Origin of the sequence: Acinetobacter sp. LoGeW2-3, from assembly GCF_002688565.1 — a bacterium.
GTDB lineage: Bacteria > Pseudomonadota > Gammaproteobacteria > Pseudomonadales > Moraxellaceae > Acinetobacter.
The window spans coordinates 2,013,798-2,035,891 of sequence record NZ_CP024011.1; the positions used below are offsets into that span (position 1 = coordinate 2,013,798).

The window sequence follows — 22,094 nt, forward strand, 5'->3', positions numbered from 1 at the left end:
TCAGATTATTGAATTTCGTAAGCTTTCACACATTCACTAATTTTTGCCCGGTCCTGTGGATGTAGAGTAATGAAATAAGCCCCAGTGCGGAATTGGCCATTATCTTCGGCACGGCTATAAACCACTTGCGCTGTCGCTGCAATATGGAAGAAATTCTCTGGATGGCTTAAGGTCAGGTGAATATAGGTGCCTTCCTTGATGAGATGTTTACTAAAAAAGCTTAAGCCAGACTCGGAAAAGTTCACATCTTCAGGAACAGGTAACATGCTCTGTACAATTGAATCGTATAAAGACCCGGTGATCAGGTTTAATTTTTGGTTAAATAAGGATAAGATTCGAGCAATTTGTTGATCTTTTTCAGCTAATTGTTCTAATTCGTAGTTGAGTGCATGATCAAATTGATCTAACTCAGCAAGTAGTAGAAAATAGCGGGGCAATACGAAATTAGCATCGTAAGGATCATTTAAGGCTACATCATCGGAAATAATCTGATAATTAATTCGTAAGGCAGCATCGATGCGTGACATGACACGTCTTTCAGTAACTCCATGCTGATGCTGTAAATTTTCCATAATTTATTACCTCGGACTAGATGGTTATGTTCAAACCAATCTCGCTGTACATAGGGTTGAAATATACTCGCGCACGGCGCAGTAACCACTTTATTTCTTTTATCGCTTTAGTCTCTATGATCGGCCTCACGCTTGGTGTGGCAGTCCTCATTACTGTACTGTCTGTAATGAACGGTTTTGATCGAGAATTAAAAAATCGTGTCTTAGGAATGATACCTCAAGCCACTGTTTCTTCAACACAAATTTTAACAAATTGGCCTGAACTTGCAAAAAAAATCGAACAACATGAACATGTTCAAGGTGTTGCTCCATTTACCCAGTTACAGGGAATGTTGACTGCGCAAGGCCAAGTTGCCGGGATCATGGTCACAGGAATTGAACCAGATTATGAAAAGAATGTTTCTATCATTCAAAATCATATGGTTGAAGGCAGTATCGATCAGCTGAAAAAAGGCGAGTTCGGAATTGTGCTGGGCAAGCAGATGGCAGACTCAATGGGGGTCGGTTTAAACGACAGTATTACCCTGGTATTACCGGAAGCCACGCCGTCACCTGCTGGTGTAGTGCCACGCTTTAAGCGCTTTAATGTGGTCGGAATATTCAGTATTGGTGCAGAAGTGGATTCAATGATGGGCTATATCGCCCTGAATGATGCGGCAACTTTGCTGCGTCTGCCAGATGGTGCACAAGGGATCCGCATGAAGCTGGATGATATCTTCCTTGCACCGCAAGTTTCACGTGATATTGTCATGAATTTGCCAGCAAACTTCTACGCATCTGACTGGACTTATACTCACGGTAACCTGTTTAGTGCCATTCAGATGGAAAAGGCAATGGTGAGCTTGCTACTGTTCCTGATTGTCTTGGTCGCAGCGTTTAATATTGTCTCCTCTCTGGTGATGGTGGTAACTGACAAGAAATCGGATATTGCTATTTTACGTACCTTGGGTGCTTCACCTGCAACCATTACCAAAATCTTTATGGTGCAGGGCACTGTCATTGGTGTGATTGGTACCTGTGCGGGCGCAATTCTGGGTATTATTGCTGCAACCAGTATTAGTAGTCTGGTGGGCTGGCTAAACAATACCTTGGGTCTGCATATGTTTGATGCCTACTTCATTAACTACTTGCCATCTTATCTACGCTGGCAGGATGTAGTGCTGATTGTCGTGTTGTCATTAGTCTTAAGTTTTGTAGCAACAATCTATCCTGCGCTACGTGCAGCGAAGATTCAGCCTGCGGAGGCATTGCGTTATGAGTAATATCATTCTAGATGCCCAGAATATTCAAAAATCTTTTACCGATGGTAAGTCTACAGTTGAAGTGATTCGTGGTCTTTCTTTGCAGGTACAGGCGGGTGAATTTGTTTCAATCGTTGGTTCAAGTGGGTCAGGTAAAAGTACTTTGCTACATGTGCTTGGTGGTTTAGATCGTCCAACTTCGGGTCACGTGATGGTGAACGGCCAGCGTTTTGATACGCTGTCTGAAGCTGAGCGAGGTTATGTGCGTAATGAGCACTTAGGCTTTGTCTATCAGTTCCACCACCTTCTGCCTGAGTTTACTGCACTTGAAAATGTCGCGATGCCACTGATGCTACGTAAGGGCAGCAAATTCAAGGAAGTAAAACAACAAGCTGAATATCTGCTGGAACGTGTGGGCTTAAGTCATCGTTTAACCCATAAACCGGGCGAGCTGTCTGGTGGTGAACGCCAGCGTGTGGCCATGGCGCGTGCCTTGGTGGGGAAACCAAAACTGATGATGGCCGATGAACCGACCGGGAATCTGGATCGTAAAACTGCGGTAAAAATATTTGAGCTACTGACCGAATTACGTCAGGAGTTCAATATGGCCATGCTGATCGTAACCCATGATGAGCAATTGGCTCAGTCAGCAGACCGTATTCTGCATATGCAAGATGGTTTATGGGTGAATGGCTGATATTCTTGTAAAAATATTGGAATAATCCTCTTTGATTGAAGCTCACTCCGGTGGGCTTTATTATTGCGCCTAGAATAACAATAAAAAGAAAAATCATGCTGCAATGGCTATGTGTGGGCTGGATTCTTGGTCTGACAACGATGGGGTGGAGTAAGACTGAATACCAGTTATCAGCAGGATCAGTTTGCCTGATGATGCTGTTATGGCTGCTGATCTATCGGGTAATCCACTCAAAACTTCATCAGGCTTATCTACGTGTTATTTGTATTACATTTTCTATTGGGTTGAGCTTTTTACTCGGGCAGGGCTTTGCTAATCATGCACTCGATCAGCGATTACAATTCATCGAGAAGGAAGTAGAGCAGCGAGAAGTCATCGTTTATATCTCCCGGCTGAATAAAATAAATACCAATAGCATTCAGCAGCCATTACAGATATTACAAGCTGATGGAACAACGGTGCAGTGGCTAAGTTCACTGAAACCAGAAGGACCGGTGCAGACCGCATTTAATACTTCAAAGAAGCTTGCATTAGGTCAGTATTATCGACTCACAGGTGAAATACGTCCGGTACATGCCTATGCCACGCCGGGTGCATTTGATGTGGAGAAATGGTATCTCGAGCAAAACCTGATGGCTGGATTCCGGATCCAGCAGATCCAGCCTTTAACTCAGCAAGAGGTCTATGCACTCGGTTTTACCCAGCATTTACGCCAACAGCAAAGTTTAAGGTTTCAGTTTCTCCTTTGGATTGAGCAAAAACGTCTGGAACTCAGAGCATTTATTTATCAGCAACCGATACATAATAAAGGACTCATGCTCGCTTTGCTAACAGGCGATGAAAGCTTACTGGATCCGGCAATTGAACAGCAGTTTCGCCGTTTCGGTATGAGTCATTTATTGGCAATATCCGGGCCGCATGTGGTGATTTTTGCCCTGATATTCTGTGCAAGTTTACAGTTTTTGACAGCTAGGCTTTTTCCAAATCTCTATCTTAAATGGCCGAGACAGTATTACTTGAGTGTACCTTTTCTGCTGTGTGTATTGCTGTACTGTGCCTTTGTAGGTTTCGAAATCCCGGCACTACGAACTTTATTGATCTGTGTGATTATTACGGCCAGTATCTGGTTGAGGCAGTACGTACAACCCTTGAAATTACTGATCTTAAGTGCAGCAATATTACTGTTACTGGATTCTTTTAGTATTTTGTCTGCCGCTTTCTGGTTGTCTTATGGCGCCTGTTTTGTCTTGCTGCGAATTTATCAGACCATACAACGGCAACCACACGGAGAGGTTCAGAATCTGAAACAACGTCTGTATTTTGGCCTTAAAGTTTTAATTGAATCGCAGTGGAAAATTTTTGTCGCACTATTTCCATTAATGATTCTTTTCTTTAAACAGCTGGCCTGGATTGCGCCATTAAGCAACTTGTTTGCCATTCCCTGGATTGGTCTGCTGATTGTCCCGCTCGATATTATCGCAGCTTTGTTTTTCTTTATCGCAGAACCTTTGGCTGCACTGATTTTTCAAATCAATGATCTTATGATCAGTATATTGCTTGGATTTTTAAATCTATTAGATTCTATTTTTTCACCTGAACTGATCCCGGTCGCCATGACTCCATGGTTACTGGTGTTGAGTGTTATTGTTCTTCTCATTCTTTTTATGCCGCAAGGAGCTGTACCTAAATCATGGGCAGCGTGTGGTTTGTTACCTATTATGACAATACCGCTATCTCATTCTCCATTCCAGTTGCATGTGCTGGATGTGGGGCAGGGGCAATCTATCTTTATCCGTCAAGGCCAACACAACATGATGATTGATACGGGTGGTAATTATGACGAAAGCCGTTTCAGTGTCGGTGAGCAGATCATTCTTCCGTTTTTATCTGTACAGGGTATTTCCAAACTTGATCAGCTGATTCTGACTCATCTGGATCAGGATCATAGTGGTGCTTATATGCATATCCGCAATCAGCTGAAAGTGAAAGAGCTTATGGCCAGTGAGCAGCCTGAACTGAATGAAAGTACTCAATTTAAACTATGTCAGCAAGGACAGACCTGGAACTGGAATGAACAGGTTTATTTTCAGGTGTTATCACCGCAGTCACATTCACTTAATCAGTCCACAGCCAATAAGAATGAAAATTCCTGTGTCATCCATATACAGGTCAAAGATGCCTGGCCTTATCAGCATTTTCTACTGATGGGCGATGCAGGCTGGGAAACTGAGTTTCAGCTACTGAAAAATTATCCAAATTTAAAAGTGGATGTATTGGTCTTGGGACATCATGGCAGTCAACATAGTTCAGCGTATCAGTTTTTACAGCATTACCGTCCTAAACTAGCAATCGCTTCTGCTGGACGATTTAATCGTTATGGACATCCGAGTCAACTTACTCGAGCACGATTACAGGCTTTGAATATTCCTTTACTGAGTACACCAGAGCACGGAAGCCTTGAGTTTCAACTTAAAGACAAACAGATACAGCTTGCATCTTATCGATCCAAATATAAATGGCTACAACGAGAAACATTTAAGATTCAATAGCAATAGTAGTATTCGAGGTTTGTATGGTTTCTGCTGCAAGTTTTGCCTGTTCGTCCTGATAAGTCTGACGCAGATCATTAATTTTAGCCAGCGCTTCATCGTGGGGAATATGGTATATGTCGCCAAGAGAATGATGTGCTTTAAATCTTTTATAGCTCCAATGATAGTGTTCCGGGTAATGATGAATCAGTTCTTCCATTTTACGGAAAATGATTTCGGTGCCCTGATTCGGGGTAGAGCTATAAATCTCCTCATTCAGCGGTTCTATAAACATGTCAAAATCACCATTCTCGTTGCGCATGGCATAGAGAAACAGACATTTAGCCTTAGTTTTCTGAATCAATTTGGCTGTGAGATTGCTGGAGCTGAGGGGAACACCAAAGAAAGGGATATATTCTCCACCTACATTTGGGGTATGATCGGGCAAAATTACAGTAGTCCCACCTTGCTTTAAAGCTTTAAAAATCTGACGGACACCGGTTTCATCCGTCGGTAGTAAAGTAGCTTGTTCACGACTACGTGCTTCACGCACAAATTCATCCGCAGCGGGGTCTTTGACTGGCTTATACATAATGCTCATCTGCGTATACTGGGCGATATAAGCATTCATGATTTCCCAAGTACCAAAATGCGGCACGATCAGTACCAGTCCTTTATCAGCTGAAAGTGCTTCCTTAAGCAGGTGTTCACCTTCTACACGATGGATACGCTGAATATTTTTTTTATTATCCGAACCCCAAATATTAAAGAACTCAAAATAAGAGATCAATTCATTACGGATTGCAGCACGTGTCACTCTTTCACGTTCTTGTTCTGAAAGTTCAGGTAACGTGATTTTTAGATTGAATCGAATCTGTTCAGAAGTTTTAGAAGTCTTTAGTAAATTTACAATGCCTGCAAGACTGCCTGCCATGAATCGCATGACTGGGAGCGGAAGTCGGCTGACAAATTTAAGCAAACCATAAGTGGAATTCTTTGAGCTTGGTGCAGACATTGAAGTTAAGTGAATCACAAATAAGGAGTAATAGAAATTTATTATAGGATAAAACTATCCATTTAGACAGAATTACCTAAATCGGTGTATATAATGGGCACAATATAATTATGTGTTGGATTGTTTATGTCCGATTGGCCACCAAAACCTGAAAATCAAATACAAAATACACCACAACCTCAGCAACCGACAGGACCTGAGTGGAAACTGCTAGAAAAAGCGGTACTTGCCTCTGTAGAAGAACAGCGCCGTGCACGCCGTTGGGGGATTTTCTTTAAATTTCTAACCTTTGCTTATTTATTGTTTATTATCCTTGCCATGGGCAAAAGCTGTAGTACAGCATCTACCGATGCAACTAAAAGCTCAGGTGAGCATCTGGCTGTGGTGGATATCATTGGCACGATTGCATCAGACAAGCAAAGTGTGAACAGTAATAACACCATTAAGTCGCTGAAGAAAGCCTATGCAAGTAAGCAAGCTAAGGCTGTCGTTCTGAATATCAATTCTCCAGGTGGTTCACCAGTACAGTCTGATGAAATCTGGCAGGAAATTCAGTACCTGAAAAAACAGTATCCTCAGAAAAAACTTTATGCTGTGATTGGTGATACTGGGGCTTCCGGTGCTTATTATATTGCTTCTGCTGCAGATGAAATCATTGTTAATCCATCAAGCTTAGTGGGTTCTATTGGTGTAATTATGCCGAACTATGGCGTAAATAACCTGATGCAAAAACTGGGTGTGGAAGACCGTACCATGACCTCGGGTGAAAATAAGGCACTGCTTTCGATGACTCAGCCAGTTGATGCAGCGCAGAAAGCTCACGTTCAAGGTGTACTCGATAATGTGCATGGTCATTTTATTAATGCTGTAAAGCAGGGGCGTGGAGCTAAATTAAAATCGACTGATCCTGCGATCTTCTCTGGTCTATTCTGGACCGGTGAACAGGCGGTGAAATTGGGTATTGCTGACCGTACCGGCAGTTTGCAAACACTGAAACGTGAGCTGAAAACTGATAAAGCCTTGAACTACACCGTTGAATATAGTCCATTTGAGTCTATCTTAGGCCGTATGGGAGCTTCATTGGGTGAAGGCATTGCAACTTCAGTTGCACATAAACTTAGTACAGAAAGCCAAGCCAAACTGCAATGAAGCCAATAATTCATTTTGCGCACGCCAATGGCGTGCCTTCTCGTGTTTATCAGAAACTGTTTGATGGCTTAAAGGGTGATTTCGAGATCATCTATGTGCCTTTATTAGGTCCAGATAAGCGCTATCCAATCGATAATCATTGGAATAGCCTAACTCAGCAGGTTGCAGACAGTATTATCCGCCAAGCCAAAGGACGACCAGTCATTGGTTTGGGGCATTCATTGGGTTCAGTACTGACTTTTCAGGCAGCATTAAAACAGCCGGAATTGTTTAGTCAAGTGATTATGCTTGATCCTCCCATGATTATGGGGAAAGAGGGTTTTGCCTTACATATTGCCAAGTTACTAAAGCTTAAAAGTCTGGATAAAATGTCTCCAGCAGGTTTATCTAAACGCCGTCGTGATCATTGGGAATCGCGTGAACAGGCGGCAGAGTTATTGAGACCGAAAGGCTTATATCAGGATTTTGATCCGGACTGTTTTCAATCCTATATCGTTCATGCTTTAAAGGATGACCCAGTACGGGGTGGAGTTGAGCTCACTATTCCAAAAATGGATGAGGTGAATATCTTCCGTACTAATCCATCTTTATGGTGGCTACCGCAGGCAAAGCTAAAAGTACCTGCTCAACTAGTCGTTGCTGAAAAGGGACCATTTTTAGCACGTAAGTTTCCACAAAAAGTACAGAAAAAATTCGGCATTCCTTTTGAGATTTTCAAAGGGGGGCATATGTTCCCGCTAGAACGGCCTTTAGAGGTCGCTGAGCTGGTCAAGAAGCTGATTCAAAAGCAAGCTTAAGGCTGATTCTTTTTCAAATAAAAAAACGCATCCGAGGATGCGTTTTTTTATGCAGTGTATTTTTTATACTTTGCAGAATTGAACTGGTTCCTGCATCAACTGACCGCGATACATCACACCGGTAGCAGTATGCTGAATCGTACCAGTACAGATCCATTCTACTACTTGCGGATAAATCAGATGTTCCAGCACATGTACGCGCTGGGCTAAAGTGTGCGTTGTATCTTGATGAGATACTTTTAACACACCCTGAGCCAATGCCTGACCGGCATCCAGTTCAGCTGTCACATAATGTACGGTACAACCATGCAAGGTATCGCCAGTGTCCAGTACCCGTTGATGGGTATGCATGCCTTTATAATTTGGCAGTAGAGAGGGGTGGATGTTCAGCATTTTCCCTTCCCAAGCTTTAACAAATTTTTCACTTAAAATTCGCATAAAGCCTGCAAGAACTACCAAATCTGCTTTCCAATCTAACAGTTGCTGATGCATAATATCATCAAAAGCTTCACGATTCGGATACTGCTTGTGTTCAATTACCGCAGTCTGAATTCCAGCTTTTTGCGCACGTGCTAAAGCATAGGCTTCAGGCTTGTTGGAAATTACCCCGACAATTCGCCCTGAAAGATTGGCATCAATCAAGGCTTGCAGGTTAGATCCACTGCCTGAAACAAGAACAGCAATTTTAATCATGCGATTATGCGAAGATCACACGGATTTTTTCGTCAGCGCCTTCAACAGACTCGACATTATCGATAATGTGACCCATGGTCCAAGCTTTTTCGCCAAGGTTGTTTAGTACTTCTACAGTTTTGTCTGCATCAACTGCATCAACAGCAAGTACCATGCCCACGCCACAGTTAAATGTACGATACATTTCAAACTGTTCTACACCGCCTTCGCGTTGAAGAAGTTTGAATAGTTCAGGCCATTCCCATGAAGACTCATTAATTACTGCTTGAGCGCCATTTGGAAGTACTCGAGGTAAGTTGCCTGGTAAACCACCACCAGTGATGTGTGCCATCGCATGCACATCGACCTGTTTAAGCAATTCAAGAATCGGTTTTACGTAAATGCGTGTTGGTTCCATTGCTATGTCAGCAAGTGGACGACCATCGATGATTTGGTCTAAATCAACATTTTTCACGTCAAGAATTTTACGAAGAAGCGAGTAACCGTTTGAGTGTGCACCTGAAGATGCAACACCAACTAAAACATCGCCTGCTTTAACTTTAGAGCCATCAATAATTTTGCTTTGCTCAACAACACCTACACAGAAACCTGCAAGGTCGTAGTCTTCACCTTCATACATACCTGGCATTTCAGCAGTTTCACCACCGACCAATGCACAACCAGCAAGTTCACAGCCAGCACCGATACCAGTAACAACATTTGCTGCGACATCAACATTCAGGTGACCAGTTGCATAATAATCTAGGAAGAACAGTGGTTCAGCACCACAAACGAGAAGGTCGTTTACACACATTGCCACCAAATCCTGACCAATTGTGTCATGACGGTTTAAATTCAATGCTAAACGTAATTTTGTACCAACACCATCAGTGCCAGATACGAGAACAGGTTCTTCATAACCTTTAGGGATTTTACAAAGTGCACCAAAGCCACCAAGACCGCCCATAACTTCAGGACGTTTAGTGCGCTTAGCGACGGACTTGATTCGGTCGACTAACGCGTCTCCCGCTTCAATATCGACACCTGCATCTTTGTAGCTTAAACCAGTGTTTGGGGTAGAAGTTGAGTTGCTCATAATGAAGTCTCCGCATTCGCGGCGCTGATTATACCCGAATATACGAAACTCTTATGTTATTTATGTCCTAAAATGCTATCTTTATTCAAATATTTTACTTTTTATAATGATTAATAGAGAAAAGGCAAGACTTTATGGTAGATCGTACCTTACGTCGCATTTTTATCTTGGCTGGTATCGCCTTGATTCTTTGGGTGTTATATCTGCTTAAGCCTGTTGTGGTTCCATTTGTCGGCGCATTTTTTATCGCCTATCTTTTTAGCCCTTTGGTTGAACGTTTTCACCGTATTGGTTTGCCGCGCTGGCTCTCTATCAGTATCGTTTTTATCGGGATTGGGGTGGTAGTGACGCTTGCCATGTGGTACTTGGTACCATTGGTATGGAAACAGTTGATGTATGCCCGTGACAGTATTCCTGCGGGAATCCACTGGGTCAATTACACCTTCCTGCCATGGCTGTCTAATACCTTTAATCTGGTTCCAATGGAAATTGATACCAATCAGATTTCTACTGTAGTCATGGATTATGTTCAGACTAATTATAGTGCAGACAGCATTCAGGCAATGGCCTTAAAATTGGCACAATCTGGGATCAGCTTTATTCAAATTGGTGGAACCATTGTTCTTGTCCCGATTATTGCTTTCTATTTCCTGCTTGACTGGGATCGCATGCTCGATAGTCTGCGTCGACTGATTCCACGCCCGTATGAGCGTAGTACATTAGAAGTTGTGGGTGAATGTCACGAAGTTTTAGGTGCATTTGTAAAAGGACAATTTCTGGTGATGGTTTTGCTAGGGGTCGTTTATGCAGTGGGTTTACAGCTGATTGGCCTAGAAATCGGTTTGATCATCGGGATGATCGCTGGCTTGTGCAGTATTATCCCGTATCTAGGTTTTGCAGTTGGCATTATTGCCGCGGTAGTTGCTACGTTATTCCAGTTTGGGATTGACTGGTGGCAGCTGGTGCTGGTGGGTATTGTGTTCATGGTGGGGCAGGCTGTAGAAGGCTATATTCTGCAGCCCTTCCTGCTTGGCGATAAAATTGGCTTGTCACCAGTCGCAGTGGTATTTGCCGTATTAGCGGGTGCTCAATTAGCAGGATTCTTAGGTATGCTGATTGCCTTACCCGTGGCAGCAGTGATTGTGGTATTGCTGCGTCATGCGCGTGAGCTCTATGAAAAAAGTGCACTCTATGATAATAAGACAATCATTGTTCAAAATGCTTCAACCAACTCTATCAGTATTGAAACCTCTGATGTGGATGTAGATATCGACCTGAAAACACCACAAGAGAAAGCACTGCAAGCTGATGAAAAATCGAGTAAGATTAAACAAACCCAGCTTAAAGATGGAGAGGCCAAAAAATAGATATGCGTCAATTGCAACTTGATATTGAACCCCAACTTGATGCTCGAATTAGTGATTTTTCGGGTCCAGGATGGGGACATGTAATTGATGCAGTTCGCCAGCTCCATGCAGGTCTGATCAATCGTTTTTATGTTTATGGTGGTGCTGGAACAGGTAAGAGTCATCTGCTTTCTGCAATCTGTGATTCCTATCTTGAGGTGGGGAAAACAGCTATTCAAGTTTCTTTGCTAGAACTTTTGGATGCACCGACCGAAGCTATTACTTCGCTTGACCGTTATGATCTTGTGGCTTTAGATGATATTGAAGCCATTAGTGGAGTCCCACACTGGCAAAAGGCAGTTTTTCACTTAATTAATTACAATAATGAGGGTGGTGGTCAGCTGGTCTTTTCTTCGCGTTATGCACCGATTGAACTCAAACTGGAACTACCAGATTTACAGTCGCGTTTGACTCAAGCAGTAAGTACCCGTGTTCCCAATGGTAGCCTCTATGCTGACCGTTTTGCCTTGGTATCATCAGTATTGGACAGACGTGGAATTCATCTGGATCAGCAAATTTTCGATTACCTTTTAAGTCATGGTCCACATCAGACTTCGGTACTTTTGCAGACACTTGAGCAGATTATTCAACTTTTAAAAGGGGAAAAACTCAAAGTGAGTAATGCTAATCTGAGACAGATTTATGCTTTAATTGACGAATATCGATAAATAATAAAAATTCTTGAGTAATTAATCAAGTTGTGACAGATTAGAGCAAAATAATTCAAATATCGCTAGGATGATGCGATTTTTAGAATAAATAAAAAAATAACAGGAGAAGGTCATGCTCAAGAAGAGCTTAGGCATTGGTTTGCTATGCATGATGGGGCATGCTTACGGTGCTGACATTGTTGTTACCACTACTGAAGATATCGTCAAGGATGATAAAGAATGTTCACTTCGTGAAGCCATTGAATATGTGAACCGCGGTTTAGTCAAGAAAGGTTATATGGGCTGTGGCGGGGAAAATTCAACAGCAAATATTCTACTTACAGATAAAAATACTTACAGCCTTAATAAACATGTAGAAATTAAAAAATCTCTAAATATTAAATCAGTTGATGAGGATAGTAACGTAGTTACTGACCGTAACCGTGTTCAAGGCCTACATAATGCTCGCATTAAGATGAATGGAAAGGACAATATTTTCCGTATTCTGAGTGGGGATGATTTTGTCTCAGCTACATTTAAAGAGCTTGATTTAGAGGGCTGTGCACAATTGAATTGTGCACTTGAAGGGGGGCTGGTCTACAACAAAGGTAAGGCAACATTTGAGTTTTCAAAATTAACTCAAGGCAATGCATCTAAAGGCGGGGCGATTTATAATGCAGGTATCTTTGGAAATTACGTCGGTACTGTTGAAATTCGAAACAGTTTGATGATTGAAAATGAAGCAACGGAGGGTGCAGTACTCTTTAGTGAACATCCGAGCTTTTCAATTCAACAAAGTGTCATACGTAAGAATAAAACCATAGCATCGAATAGTGTAAATATATTCACTAAAGCTCCATTCACAGCTTCAACGTCTGAAGATTTACAGGCGGGTACAGCACGTATCGTTAGCAGTACTTTGGTTCAAAATACAGGAAGTGTTTTAAATCTTGTAGATGGTATTATCGCGAATAATCTTACAATTGTTGATAATCAAGGTACAGGTGTAATTTTACAAGCACCATTCGCTAAAGCATATTTGGCAAATAGCATTATCTTAAAAAATCGTCAGGATTGTACTATTGGGAATGATAAGTCTTTAATACAAAATAACTTAACCAGTGCAAGTTGTGGTAATGGCATTGATGATGCACCTAACCAGATCTATAAAGGAGTGCAATTGATTGCGACCAAAGATGGTAGTAGTCAAGGAAGCTGTTTAAGTTTAAGAGATAATAAACTTTCAGAATTGTGTCCATTTGAAACAGCTGAAAATACATTTTTAGGTTATATGCGTCCTCGTATCTTATTAAATTACGGGACAATTAATGGATCACCTATTGTAAATACAGGTGTTCCAAAAGTATCAGAAAATACATTGTCTTGTGAGTCTGCGGATCAACGAGGTACGAATCGCTCCTTTAATAATGAAGAGTGTGATCGCGGTGCGATTGAAATTACAGTCCCAACTTCAGGCCAGCTGACAGGTCAGGATTTAAAAGCAGGAGAAACTGCTAAATTTTCTATTGCAAAATTTTTAGGTGATAGTGATCTAATTCCTAAGGAAGAATGTAATAGCATTATTGGCAAGAATCCTAATAATGAGCCGTGGCAAGATGGCTGTATGCGTATTGTACAGACCAAAACCCCATCTAAAGGTTCAACACAAATTGATATTCATGGCAATTTAATCTACACGCCAGATTCTGCTTGGCATGGTGCAGATATTTTTGAAGTTCAAGTTGTCACCAGTTCTACACGCTTTAATGTCTCAAAACCCTATTTACCAATTACAACCCAAATTGTGCAAGAACCTGATAATAAAATGGAAGATAAAGCAGTAAAAACATCAGGTGGTTCACTGGGCTTATTTGGAATTCTTGGATTAATAAGCTTAATTGGCTTACGTCGTTTGCGTAAAGATTAAGGACAATACAATGCAAAATTATAAAAAAGGAATATTGGCGCTTGCAGTTGTTTCAGCGATGAGCTTGATGGCTGCCGAAGATAAAACAATTCGGGTAACGACATTAGCGGATGAAGATGGGGAAAATGCCAGTGAGTGTTCTTTACGTGAGGCGATTAAAACAGCAAAATTAGACAAATCTTACGGAGGCTGTAATGTTGGACGTACCCTTCGTTTAGATGGAAGTGCGCCTGACCAAATTCAGCTGAAGGCGGGTACTTATAAAATAGATCGTGAACTTGTGGTTGAATCTGCAATTCATATTTATGGTGAAAATGTATTCAACTATACAGAGCGTAGTCCGATTACCTTGCTTTATCCTAAAAAGGAAGCATTAAAAACAGTTATTGATGCGCAAGGAAAGTCCCGTATTTTTAATACTGTTGAAAGCCAAGCAGCTCTAAATATTCATCATGTCTCTATGCGAAATGGAAATGCAGTCAAAGACTCCAATATAGTAAATAGTGGCAATGGTGGTGCTTTATATGTTGCAGGGCCACTCGGTATTTACAGCAGTGAAATTATAGGTTCATCCGCCGATGTGAATGGTGGTGCTATATATGCGATTGGTCAGAATGGACAAAAGACAGTTAGCATTGATGACAGTCGCATTGAAAAAAATAAAGCACGACAATTTGGTAGTGTGTTTGCAATGGACTGTAATGCCAATTTAGCAAATGCAGAAGTAGGGCTACAGGTTTCTAATTCAAGTCTCATCCGTAATGGTTCTACATCAGATCAAAGTATTTTCGACTTCTGTGGTTATGCTACGGGTAGTTTCTTAAATTCGACTATTGCCCAGAACCAGACAGGCGGTTATGTATTTAACTTTGTGAATAGATCCAACCGGGCTTTGCACTCAAGCTCGAGTTTAAGTTTAAGTAGTAATACCATCGTTGAGAATACTGCAAAATCAGTATTACTCTATGACAATATTGGTGCAAAGCTATTAAGCTATAACGTGTTAGCCTATAACCAAGGCAAATCTTGTGAATATGCCTTAAATGATGGGAAGCCTAGCTTAGATCAAAATATCCTTTTTGCACATGTACAGAATGCTTTTGATTTAAAAGGTAGTTCTCAATGTGTGTTACCAGAACGTTCGAAAGATCAGACCGAAGCACAGCTGATTGATTTATCCTCAGTCAGCATGAGTAGTGTGCTAAGTAAATTCTTAGAGCCCGCCGTAGATAATCGTTATCTTGGTATTTATTATCCTCGTGATAATAAAACTGCGAATGATTTGGTTGATGTGAAAGGCGAAGGTTGTGAAGCAACAGATCAACGTGGTATTAGCCGAGATATTGGGATGACTGTCCGTTTAAGCCCAGATCAGGTCAATAGCTGTGAAATTGGTGCGGTTGAAATACGAAATTTGATGGCAGGTGATGTTGAAGACTTAAAAAATTCATCACATGTTGAACTCATGGATTTTTATCAGTCTAATATTGATGAATTGGAAGAATTAATTGAAGATCAAAATACACCTAAAGAAGAATTGGCAGGATTAAAAGAGGAGCTAAAGGAGTATCAGGATCTCAAATCCTTTACGGAGAAGTTCCAAAAATATCGTGCAATCTATATTGATCCGTTTAAACAGTCGACTTTACAAGAAACTTTGGATGGTTCAAGCATTGTAGTTACAGCATTAAATGCTTCAAATTATAATGTAACGACCAAAGTTCTTGGTGTAGGTGTTCTTGTAGGTGAAGGGAGTTCTCTGGACGTAGATGGTAATAAGAATGATCCTGCGTTGAAGTGTGAATGGATTGCGGGCCTTGATCGCATTATGATGTATCGCACGGATGGCAAAGTTACCAGCGCAACCGATCAGGAATTCTGTGCTTATACCTTAGTTAATAAAAATACCAATGCGAAAAGTTCAGGTGTTCTTGCTGCATCTTTTGTCAACATTGCACCGATTGCAAAAAATGATTTTTACAAGATTAGCCCTGATAGTGGTTTAACGATTACAGTTAATCCTTTAGAAAATGACAGTGATGAAGGGGATGGTGATCGTAGCACAGCACAAGGAAAGCCAGCCTTTTATAAAGACACAGATGGTAAGGAAATTCCAATCCGTATTGTTAGTTTACCTTCTGGTGTAACTTTGAAGGCTGAGCGTGAAGGGCCATGTCCTGATGACTATCAGCGAGAAACTTGCTATGGCGGCAAGCTTACTTTTAGTGTAAATAATAACCTGAGCCAGTTTAGCTATAGCATGGATTATAATGTCTTTGATGCAGATGAAATGATGTCAAACACAGCAACAATTGTATTAGAGAATACTGTGAAAAATACCAATACTTCATCAAGTGGGGGAGGCTCACTTGGAGTCTGGGGATTATTCGGATTATTCGGACTAGCAGCCTACCGTTCCCGTCGTTTATTCAAAAGTTAAAACGTTATAGAAACAATTAAAAAAGCCTCAATTGAGGCTTTTTTAATATCTTTTATTTTGATGATAATTTTAATTGCTAAGATTGGGAGATTTAGTTCTCAGCGACGATCAAATGTTTATTGAAATATTCTTCACGGATGGCTGGGCGTTGTTCAGGTGTTGCTTTTTGCATACGGGAAGCCAACTCTTTACGCTCATGAGAACTCATTTTTTGCCAGGTTTCACGCATCTTTTGTTTTTCAGCTTCAGGCAATTGGGTAAACCAGTCCATGCGCTGTTGTAGACTTACACTTTGCTCTGCAGGAAGCTCTTTTAAGCTTTGATAACGCTTAATCAAAGCGACCTGTTCAGCGTCAGACAGACTATTCCAGGTCTCATTCACCTGCGTATCTGCATCTTTGGAAAAAATCCAAAAACGTTCGAAGCCGGCAAAGCTGGTTTGTAAAAAGCCGAAAGCACAAAAAGCGAGTGCTAGTTTTTTAGCTGCCATGTGGAACTTTGTCCTCACCTAAAACCATTAACATTTCCAAGTCTTCGACCATTTGTGGTGAAAGCTTAGGTACGGAAACTACCTGGGTTTGGGGTTCCTCATGAGTAGCAACATTCGGTAAAACAACTATTCCTGCAATGGCTGCTGCAAGTGCAAAGCCTGACATTTTCAGGAATGCAAAACGTGAATGCTTGGATTCCTGAATTTCTTCAAGAACGCGGTTCATCACAACAGGTTTGTCCTTATGCTGCTGTGCAATACCATCAAGTTTGGAAGTTACTTTTTTTAAGAAATCATCTTGATTCATTCGGATGACCCTCCCAGAAATGGATTTAAGTGTGCAAGTGAGGCACGTAGACCTTGGATTGCACGATGATAGTGTGTTTTTACACTGCCTTCGCTGCAGTTCATGATCTGTGCTGTAGTATGCGTATCGAAGCCTTCCCATGCACGAAGCATGAAAGCCTGCTGTTGACGGACAGGCAATTGGGCTATGGCTTGCTGAATTTCTTCAGCAGTAACGGCTTGATCCAGAAAATCTAAGGGTGATGGAGTCGCTTCATCGACCACATCATTGAGTTCGGAGTCATCGTCATCCAGCTGAACTTTTTTGAAAAATGAAAATGGCTGGCTACGACGTGCTTCTTTACGTCGCCAGTCCTGTAGCTTGTTATTTAAAATGGTGTAGAACAGGGGATACCATTCTTCAGTGGATCTATCTGCATAGGATTTATGCAGGGAAATAAACGCTTCCTGCACCAGATCCATGGCAATGCCATGCTGGCCTTGGGTTGCACTTTCCATCATCACCAATGCACGACCTGTGACGTCTTGCATAAAATTCTTCAGGCGTGACTCAGCTGTACTCTTTAGAGTACTGGCATCTTGTGACTGAAGCTGTTTTGGCGCTAAATCCATAGAGATGGAAAATCCTGTCATTGGATACCCACCATTATTTTCAAGTACATGTCTATATAACGTTGAAAATAATGGTTTGGTTGACATTACACTTGATTATTTTTTCTAGTGTAATCTATTTTTTATGCAGGTCGCTGAGAAATAATATAAAGTAACTTAACTGTGCGGTTAGATCCGTTGACGAACCATTTCAAAGAAACAGATTGAGCCTGCAATAGCAACATTCAGTGATTCCTGACCACCTGGCTGAGGAATAGTAACCGCTTCGGCATGTTGCAAGGCATAGTCAGAAACGCCTTGACCTTCATTACCCAGAATCCATACACATGCTTTTTTAAGGTCTTTGCTATAAAGACTTTCTGAACGGTGTGAGCTGGTCACATACACAGGAATTTTAAACTGAGTTAGCACATCTTCTAAATTGATATTTTCAAAACATTGTAATGAGAAGTGCGCACCCATACCTGCACGTAATACACGTGGAGACCAAAGCGAAGCAGAACCTTTTGTACAAATGATCTGATCAATTCCTGCCGCTGCAGCCGAGCGTAGCAATGTGCCGACATTGCCTGGATCCTGAACGTTTTCAAGGATTAAAGTATCGGCTTTAAAATCGACAGCTTCACGATTGATTGGAATATCTACAATTGCCATGCAGGCAATTGAAGTTCCTAAAATGCTTAAATCTTTATATAAAGATTCACCAATAACAAAAACCATACCCGTGTATTTTTGCAGAATGACATCAAAATCTGGATGCTGCAGGGCATGTTCGGTAGTGAAAATAGAATTAATTTTCTTACTTTCATGAAGCCATGCAAGACACAGGTGTGTGCCTTCAAGCACAGTTTGTCCTTGTTTTTTTCGATAAGTATTCTGTTCAATCAAGCCACGTAGATGCTTAATTTTAGGATTGTCTTTGGATTCAAGGAAGATAGTTGGCATGGGAGAAAAGTCCACGGCAGTTAGTAGAACTCCAACTGCCGTTTTTAATATTAGTTATGGTAGCTAGTTACAAGATCAACTTCGTTTTTCGAACCGATGATCACAGGAACACGCTGATGTAATTCAGTTGGCTGGATATCAAGAATGCGGACACGACCTGTAGTAGATGCGCCACCTGCCTGTTCCATCAACATACTCATTGGGTTTGCTTCGTACATCAGACGTAGACGGCCCGCTTTTTTCGGATCTTTGAGATCGTATGGGTACATGAAAATACCACTACGGCACAGGATACGGTGAATATCACCCACCATACATGCAACCCAGCGCATATTGAAATCTTTCTCACGAGGACCAGTTTTACCTGCAAGCAATTCATCGATATAACGTTTTACTGGAGCTTCCCAATGACGTTGGTTTGATGCATTAATTGCATATTCTTTAGTATCTGCAGCAACCTGAATATCTTCAATGGTCAGCAGGAATTCTTGAGTTTCTGGATCGAAAGTGAAGAATACAGTACCTGCACCTACAGTCAGTGCCATCATGGTAGACGGGCCATACAATACATAACCTGCAGCAACCTGGTTCACACCCGCTTGCATAAAGTCTTCTGCCTGAGTTACGGCATTTTTAGCAGGTAAAATCGAGAAGATGGTTCCGACACACATATTGATGTCGATGTTGCTTGAACCATCAAGTGGATCGAACAATACCAGGAATTGACCATTTTCCTGAGCAGGGGTGAACTCGTCCAACTCTTCAGAAGCCAGACCACCTACGTTTGGATGTACTTTTAATGTATTAATCAGATAATCATTAGAAATGACATCAAGTTTTTTTTGTTCTTCGCCTTGAACGTTTTCATGCTGAGCACTGCCCAATACGCCAGCCAATGCACCTTTTTGCAGTGCTTGATCAATTGTCTTACATGTATTTGCAATTGTTTCAATCACTTGTGCAAGTTCAGGTGTGAGATTCCCAGTTTTTTTCTGTAAAAATTGGGAAAGGCTTAGGTAAGACATGTCAGGAAAACTCCGAATAAAAATTTATCAGAATGATAAAAATGTAATTGGGCTATATTTTAGATGAGAACGAGCTAAAAGAAAAATTAAACTGAGACTATTTGCTATGATTTTACACTTGCAAGTCCGCTAGAAAATGCTATGTTGATTAAAAGGAAAACATAGGTTCAGGAGCACAAATATGACAACATTAAAGTTTGATGCGACTCCTACGCCGAGCGAAGCCATTAATTTAGATGAAATTTCTGAAGATAAGATGAAGGAAGCCTGGAAGGCTTATGAGGCTAAGCCGGAGTATAAAGAGTTCAATAAACACGACATGATTGAGTCGATGCAACATCCAGAGGATGAAGCAGCTCAGCCCTAAATTATTTTCCGCATTCAAAAAAAGCACTCATCAATGAGTGCTTTTTTATTTGCAGAACTGAAAATAGTTCAGGCAGTTTTATTTGAGTAGTGGCGGAACCGCTTCATAGTTAATTTCTACACGGCGGTTTTCTTTCCAGGCATTTTCGTCATGGCCTGGATTCACTGGCATTTCTTTACCATAGCTCACCGCTTCAAGCTGGCCTGCATTCACGCCAGAAGTCACCAGGAAACTTTCAACTGCTTTGGCACGACGTTCACCAAGTGCCATGTTGTATTCACGGGTACCACGTTCATCGGTATGACCTGTCAGGGCAACACGCGAATTGGCATTTGCCATTAGGAATTGTGCATGTGCTTGCAGGGTAAGGAGATCGTCATTTGACAGCTCGCTGCTGTCATAGTCGAAGTGCACCACACGTTTTGCTAGATAAGCTTTATTTTCAGCAGTTACACCTTTAGAAGATGCACCAGCCATACTTTGTGCGTTCAGTGCAGCATCTTCGCTCAGACCTTGCGTATCAACAGTCGTTGCGGAACCTGCGCCAAGTTCACCAGTTTGTATTTGTGTTGCAGGTTTACGGCTGGCGCAGCCAGTCATTACCAGTGCGGCAGCCAGTAAAGGAAGTGCGAATAATTGTACTTTTTTCATCTTCATCTCCATGAAGTTTTGAGTATGTTGAAGCAATGGATTATTTAGGTGCCCAAGCTGGTTCACGAACCTCGCCTTGTTCACTTGGTAGGTTCATACGGAAACGACCGTCAAGTGACATAATCGACAGCAGTCCACGTGAACCTTCACGCGTTGCATAGACCACCATCTGACCGTTTGGTGAGAAACTTGGTGATTCATCCAGACTTGTAGGCGTCAAGATATTATTCACACCTGAATTCAAGTCTTGAATGGCAACTTTGTAATTGCTACCGCTTGGACGATGCACCAAGGCCAGTTTTTTACCATCCGCACTTAAAGTACCACGGGCATTGAAGGCACCGCGGAAGGTAATACGCTTGGTTGCACTATTAGAAAAATCATAACGATAGATCTGTGGTGAACCACCGCGGTCAGAAGTGAAAATGAAAGATTTGCCATCTGGTGCATAACGCGCTTCAGTATCAATCGCTGAGTCATTGGTCAGGCGTTTTAGCTGGCGAGTTTCCAGATTCATTTCATAGATTTCAGGATTGCCATGCATCGATGCGGTGAACAGCATGCTGTTGCCATCTGGTGAGAAGCTCGGTGCACCATTCAGGCCACGGAAGCTGGCTAATTTTTCACGTTGACCCGTTGCAAGATTCTGTAGATAAATAGCAGGGCGCTTGGTTTCAAATGAAACATAGGCAATCTTTTTCGCATCCGGTGTCCAGGCTGGAGACAGGATTGGATCACGTGAAGTCAGAATGGTTTTCGGCTGTTCACCATCAGTATCGGCAATTTGCAGGGTATAACGCTGATCAGGTGTTGCAGGATTACGCAATACATAGGCAATACGACCACTAAAATCACCCGGAATACCAGTTAACGCCTGGAAAATAGCATCACTGATCATATGTCCAGCCTGACGGGTACGTGAAGCAGGTACAGTCAATAGTTCATTCAGTAGATACTGTTTTTTCTCAATATCGTAGAGTTGATACTGAATTTCATAAGAACCATCTGCATTGGTCTTGGATGAGCCTGTCACGACATAAGGCACACCTGCAGCCGCCCAAGCATCCGCATTCGGATTATTCAGGGTTGCTGTCGCAGGCAGGTTTTTTGAAGCGCTGGTAAACTTACCTGAACGGTTCAGGTCATTTTCCACAATCGGATAGATGCTCTGATCCTGACTGAATGGCACAATCGCAATCTTTGGAGCTGCTTCAGGTGCCTTGGTAATTTCAAGATGCAGTTGCGCCTGTGATTGTGTTGCAGTCACTGCGCCCAGAGCAGTGAATATGGCAAGGCTGAGTAGGTGTTTGCGCGTTTTTCCCATCATTCGTTATTTACTCAAATCAACGGATTTATTGTGAATATGATTGCGTTACATCATCGCATGAATTTGACTGAATGAAACTACCCAGCGATGATCAAACTGTTATAACACTGTGAAAAGTGAATATTATTTTGCCGCTTTTTGCTGAAGTTTAACTTAAAAAAATAAAAGCCATAACTGTTTT

21 protein-coding genes are annotated in these 22,094 nt (G+C 41.7%); 10 read left to right on the plus strand and 11 right to left on the minus strand.

Annotation, left to right across the window (positions count from 1 at the left end):
• Nucleotides 1-5: 5 nt before the first annotated feature.
• The gene (locus BS636_RS09665) at nt 6-572 is read right to left on the minus strand and encodes a PilZ domain-containing protein (protein ID WP_048882442.1); all 567 of its coding nucleotides are present in this window, start codon (nt 570-572) and stop codon (nt 6-8) included.
• Nucleotides 573-598: 26 nt separating this feature from the next.
• Between BS636_RS09665 and BS636_RS09670 the strand changes: the two genes are divergently transcribed.
• The 3 genes from BS636_RS09670 to BS636_RS09680 all read left to right on the plus strand — a co-directional run bounded on the left by BS636_RS09670 (nt 599) and on the right by BS636_RS09680 (nt 5,059).
• A complete protein-coding gene (locus BS636_RS09670) occupies nt 599-1,834 on the plus strand; it encodes a lipoprotein-releasing ABC transporter permease subunit (RefSeq protein ID WP_004815071.1) in 1,236 nt (411 codons plus the stop codon).
• Nucleotides 1,827-2,510, plus strand: coding sequence for a lipoprotein-releasing ABC transporter ATP-binding protein LolD (gene lolD, locus BS636_RS09675; protein ID WP_099338557.1), 684 nt, complete (start codon nt 1,827-1,829; stop codon nt 2,508-2,510). The genes BS636_RS09670 and lolD overlap by 8 nt, the downstream gene beginning before the upstream one ends.
• Before the next feature lie 95 nt (nt 2,511-2,605).
• Entirely contained in the window at nt 2,606-5,059 is a 2,454-nt protein-coding gene (locus tag BS636_RS09680; RefSeq protein ID WP_099338558.1) for a DNA internalization-related competence protein ComEC/Rec2, read from the plus strand.
• On the opposite strand, the gene BS636_RS09685 is transcribed toward BS636_RS09680, so the two are convergent.
• Nucleotides 5,046-6,053, minus strand: coding sequence for a lysophospholipid acyltransferase family protein (locus BS636_RS09685; protein WP_099338559.1), 1,008 nt, complete (start codon nt 6,051-6,053; stop codon nt 5,046-5,048). The two genes, BS636_RS09680 and BS636_RS09685, sit on opposite strands and share 14 nt — an antisense overlap.
• A gap of 126 nt (nt 6,054-6,179) precedes the next feature.
• Between BS636_RS09685 and sppA the strand changes: the two genes are divergently transcribed.
• Together sppA and BS636_RS09695 are read left to right on the plus strand one after the other, a co-directional pair.
• The gene (sppA, locus tag BS636_RS09690; protein WP_099338560.1) at nt 6,180-7,202 is read left to right on the plus strand and encodes a signal peptide peptidase SppA; all 1,023 of its coding nucleotides are present in this window, start codon (nt 6,180-6,182) and stop codon (nt 7,200-7,202) included.
• Nucleotides 7,199-7,999, plus strand: a complete 801-nt coding sequence (locus BS636_RS09695; RefSeq protein WP_099338561.1) for an alpha/beta fold hydrolase — start codon at nt 7,199-7,201, stop codon at nt 7,997-7,999. Before sppA ends, BS636_RS09695 begins: the two co-directional genes overlap by 4 nt.
• Before the next feature lie 63 nt (nt 8,000-8,062).
• Here BS636_RS09695 and purN read toward each other — a convergent pair whose 3' ends face one another.
• Complete coding sequence (purN, locus tag BS636_RS09700; RefSeq protein WP_099338562.1) at nt 8,063-8,692, minus strand: phosphoribosylglycinamide formyltransferase; 630 nt, start codon at nt 8,690-8,692, stop codon at nt 8,063-8,065.
• A gap of 4 nt (nt 8,693-8,696) precedes the next feature.
• Nucleotides 8,697-9,767 carry a phosphoribosylformylglycinamidine cyclo-ligase gene (gene purM / locus BS636_RS09705; protein ID WP_099338563.1) on the minus strand — a complete coding sequence of 357 codons (1,071 nt, stop codon included), beginning with the start codon at nt 9,765-9,767 and terminating at the stop codon, nt 8,697-8,699.
• A gap of 134 nt (nt 9,768-9,901) precedes the next feature.
• Here purM and cxpE point away from each other — a divergent pair, with 134 nt between their 5' ends.
• The 4 genes from cxpE to BS636_RS09725 all read left to right on the plus strand — a co-directional run bounded on the left by cxpE (nt 9,902) and on the right by BS636_RS09725 (nt 16,190).
• Complete coding sequence (cxpE, locus tag BS636_RS09710; RefSeq protein WP_099338564.1) at nt 9,902-11,134, plus strand: chloramphenicol efflux transporter CxpE; 1,233 nt, start codon at nt 9,902-9,904, stop codon at nt 11,132-11,134.
• 2 nt (nt 11,135-11,136) lie between these two features.
• Nucleotides 11,137-11,841, plus strand: coding sequence for a DnaA regulatory inactivator Hda (hda, locus tag BS636_RS09715; protein ID WP_099338565.1), 705 nt, complete (start codon nt 11,137-11,139; stop codon nt 11,839-11,841).
• Nucleotides 11,842-11,956: 115 nt separating this feature from the next.
• The gene (rbtA, locus tag BS636_RS09720) at nt 11,957-13,750 is read left to right on the plus strand and encodes a rhombotarget A (RefSeq protein WP_099338566.1); all 1,794 of its coding nucleotides are present in this window, start codon (nt 11,957-11,959) and stop codon (nt 13,748-13,750) included.
• Nucleotides 13,751-13,760: 10 nt separating this feature from the next.
• Complete coding sequence (locus tag BS636_RS09725) at nt 13,761-16,190, plus strand: CSLREA domain-containing protein (RefSeq protein ID WP_099338567.1); 2,430 nt, start codon at nt 13,761-13,763, stop codon at nt 16,188-16,190.
• 91 nt (nt 16,191-16,281) lie between these two features.
• Here BS636_RS09725 and BS636_RS09730 read toward each other — a convergent pair whose 3' ends face one another.
• The 5 genes from BS636_RS09730 to BS636_RS09750 form a co-directional block, all read right to left on the minus strand.
• On the minus strand, nt 16,282-16,680 hold the full coding sequence (locus BS636_RS09730; protein WP_099338568.1) for a DUF3106 domain-containing protein: 399 nt from the start codon (nt 16,678-16,680) through the stop codon (nt 16,282-16,284).
• The gene (locus BS636_RS09735; RefSeq protein WP_099338569.1) at nt 16,670-16,987 is read right to left on the minus strand and encodes a hypothetical protein; all 318 of its coding nucleotides are present in this window, start codon (nt 16,985-16,987) and stop codon (nt 16,670-16,672) included. Before BS636_RS09735 ends, BS636_RS09730 begins: the two co-directional genes overlap by 11 nt.
• Complete coding sequence (locus BS636_RS09740) at nt 16,984-17,598, minus strand: RNA polymerase sigma factor (protein ID WP_099338570.1); 615 nt, start codon at nt 17,596-17,598, stop codon at nt 16,984-16,986. The genes BS636_RS09735 and BS636_RS09740 overlap by 4 nt, the downstream gene beginning before the upstream one ends.
• A 168-nt stretch (nt 17,599-17,766) precedes the next feature.
• Nucleotides 17,767-18,543, minus strand: coding sequence for a TrmH family RNA methyltransferase (locus BS636_RS09745; protein WP_099338571.1), 777 nt, complete (start codon nt 18,541-18,543; stop codon nt 17,767-17,769).
• 50 nt (nt 18,544-18,593) lie between these two features.
• The gene (locus BS636_RS09750) at nt 18,594-19,568 is read right to left on the minus strand and encodes a class 1 fructose-bisphosphatase (RefSeq protein WP_099338572.1); all 975 of its coding nucleotides are present in this window, start codon (nt 19,566-19,568) and stop codon (nt 18,594-18,596) included.
• Between the two features lie 181 nt (nt 19,569-19,749).
• On the opposite strand from BS636_RS09750, the gene BS636_RS09755 reads away from it, so the two are divergent.
• Entirely contained in the window at nt 19,750-19,935 is a 186-nt protein-coding gene (locus tag BS636_RS09755) for an NF038105 family protein (protein WP_099338573.1), read from the plus strand.
• 78 nt (nt 19,936-20,013) lie between these two features.
• On the opposite strand, the gene pal is transcribed toward BS636_RS09755, so the two are convergent.
• Both pal and tolB read right to left on the minus strand, forming a co-directional pair.
• Nucleotides 20,014-20,586, minus strand: coding sequence for a peptidoglycan-associated lipoprotein Pal (pal, locus tag BS636_RS09760; protein WP_099338574.1), 573 nt, complete (start codon nt 20,584-20,586; stop codon nt 20,014-20,016).
• Between the two features lie 40 nt (nt 20,587-20,626).
• The gene (gene tolB, locus BS636_RS09765; protein ID WP_171266082.1) at nt 20,627-21,910 is read right to left on the minus strand and encodes a Tol-Pal system beta propeller repeat protein TolB; all 1,284 of its coding nucleotides are present in this window, start codon (nt 21,908-21,910) and stop codon (nt 20,627-20,629) included.
• Between the last annotated feature and the right edge of the window lie 184 nt (nt 21,911-22,094).

Coding starts and splice junctions, on each gene's coding strand:
- BS636_RS09730 (WP_099338568.1), bottom strand. CDS start 16,680: ATGGCAGCTAAAAAACTAGCACTCGCTTTTTGTGCTTTCGGCTTTTTA.
- tolB (WP_171266082.1), bottom strand. CDS start 21,910: ATGGGAAAAACGCGCAAACACCTACTCAGCCTTGCCATATTCACTGCT.
- BS636_RS09745 (WP_099338571.1), bottom strand. CDS start 18,543: ATGCCAACTATCTTCCTTGAATCCAAAGACAATCCTAAAATTAAGCAT.
- cxpE (WP_099338564.1), top strand. CDS start 9,902: ATGGTAGATCGTACCTTACGTCGCATTTTTATCTTGGCTGGTATCGCC.
- BS636_RS09680 (WP_099338558.1), top strand. CDS start 2,606: ATGCTGCAATGGCTATGTGTGGGCTGGATTCTTGGTCTGACAACGATG.
- pal (WP_099338574.1), bottom strand. CDS start 20,586: ATGAAAAAAGTACAATTATTCGCACTTCCTTTACTGGCTGCCGCACTG.
- BS636_RS09685 (WP_099338559.1), bottom strand. CDS start 6,053: ATGTCTGCACCAAGCTCAAAGAATTCCACTTATGGTTTGCTTAAATTT.
- BS636_RS09670 (WP_004815071.1), top strand. CDS start 599: ATGTTCAAACCAATCTCGCTGTACATAGGGTTGAAATATACTCGCGCA.
- BS636_RS09695 (WP_099338561.1), top strand. CDS start 7,199: ATGAAGCCAATAATTCATTTTGCGCACGCCAATGGCGTGCCTTCTCGT.
- sppA (WP_099338560.1), top strand. CDS start 6,180: ATGTCCGATTGGCCACCAAAACCTGAAAATCAAATACAAAATACACCA.
- hda (WP_099338565.1), top strand. CDS start 11,137: ATGCGTCAATTGCAACTTGATATTGAACCCCAACTTGATGCTCGAATT.
- BS636_RS09665 (WP_048882442.1), bottom strand. CDS start 572: ATGGAAAATTTACAGCATCAGCATGGAGTTACTGAAAGACGTGTCATG.
- BS636_RS09750 (WP_099338572.1), bottom strand. CDS start 19,568: ATGTCTTACCTAAGCCTTTCCCAATTTTTACAGAAAAAAACTGGGAAT.
- BS636_RS09735 (WP_099338569.1), bottom strand. CDS start 16,987: ATGAATCAAGATGATTTCTTAAAAAAAGTAACTTCCAAACTTGATGGT.
- purN (WP_099338562.1), bottom strand. CDS start 8,692: ATGATTAAAATTGCTGTTCTTGTTTCAGGCAGTGGATCTAACCTGCAA.
- BS636_RS09725 (WP_099338567.1), top strand. CDS start 13,761: ATGCAAAATTATAAAAAAGGAATATTGGCGCTTGCAGTTGTTTCAGCG.
- BS636_RS09755 (WP_099338573.1), top strand. CDS start 19,750: ATGACAACATTAAAGTTTGATGCGACTCCTACGCCGAGCGAAGCCATT.
- BS636_RS09740 (WP_099338570.1), bottom strand. CDS start 17,598: ATGGATTTAGCGCCAAAACAGCTTCAGTCACAAGATGCCAGTACTCTA.
- rbtA (WP_099338566.1), top strand. CDS start 11,957: ATGCTCAAGAAGAGCTTAGGCATTGGTTTGCTATGCATGATGGGGCAT.
- lolD (WP_099338557.1), top strand. CDS start 1,827: ATGAGTAATATCATTCTAGATGCCCAGAATATTCAAAAATCTTTTACC.
- purM (WP_099338563.1), bottom strand. CDS start 9,767: ATGAGCAACTCAACTTCTACCCCAAACACTGGTTTAAGCTACAAAGAT.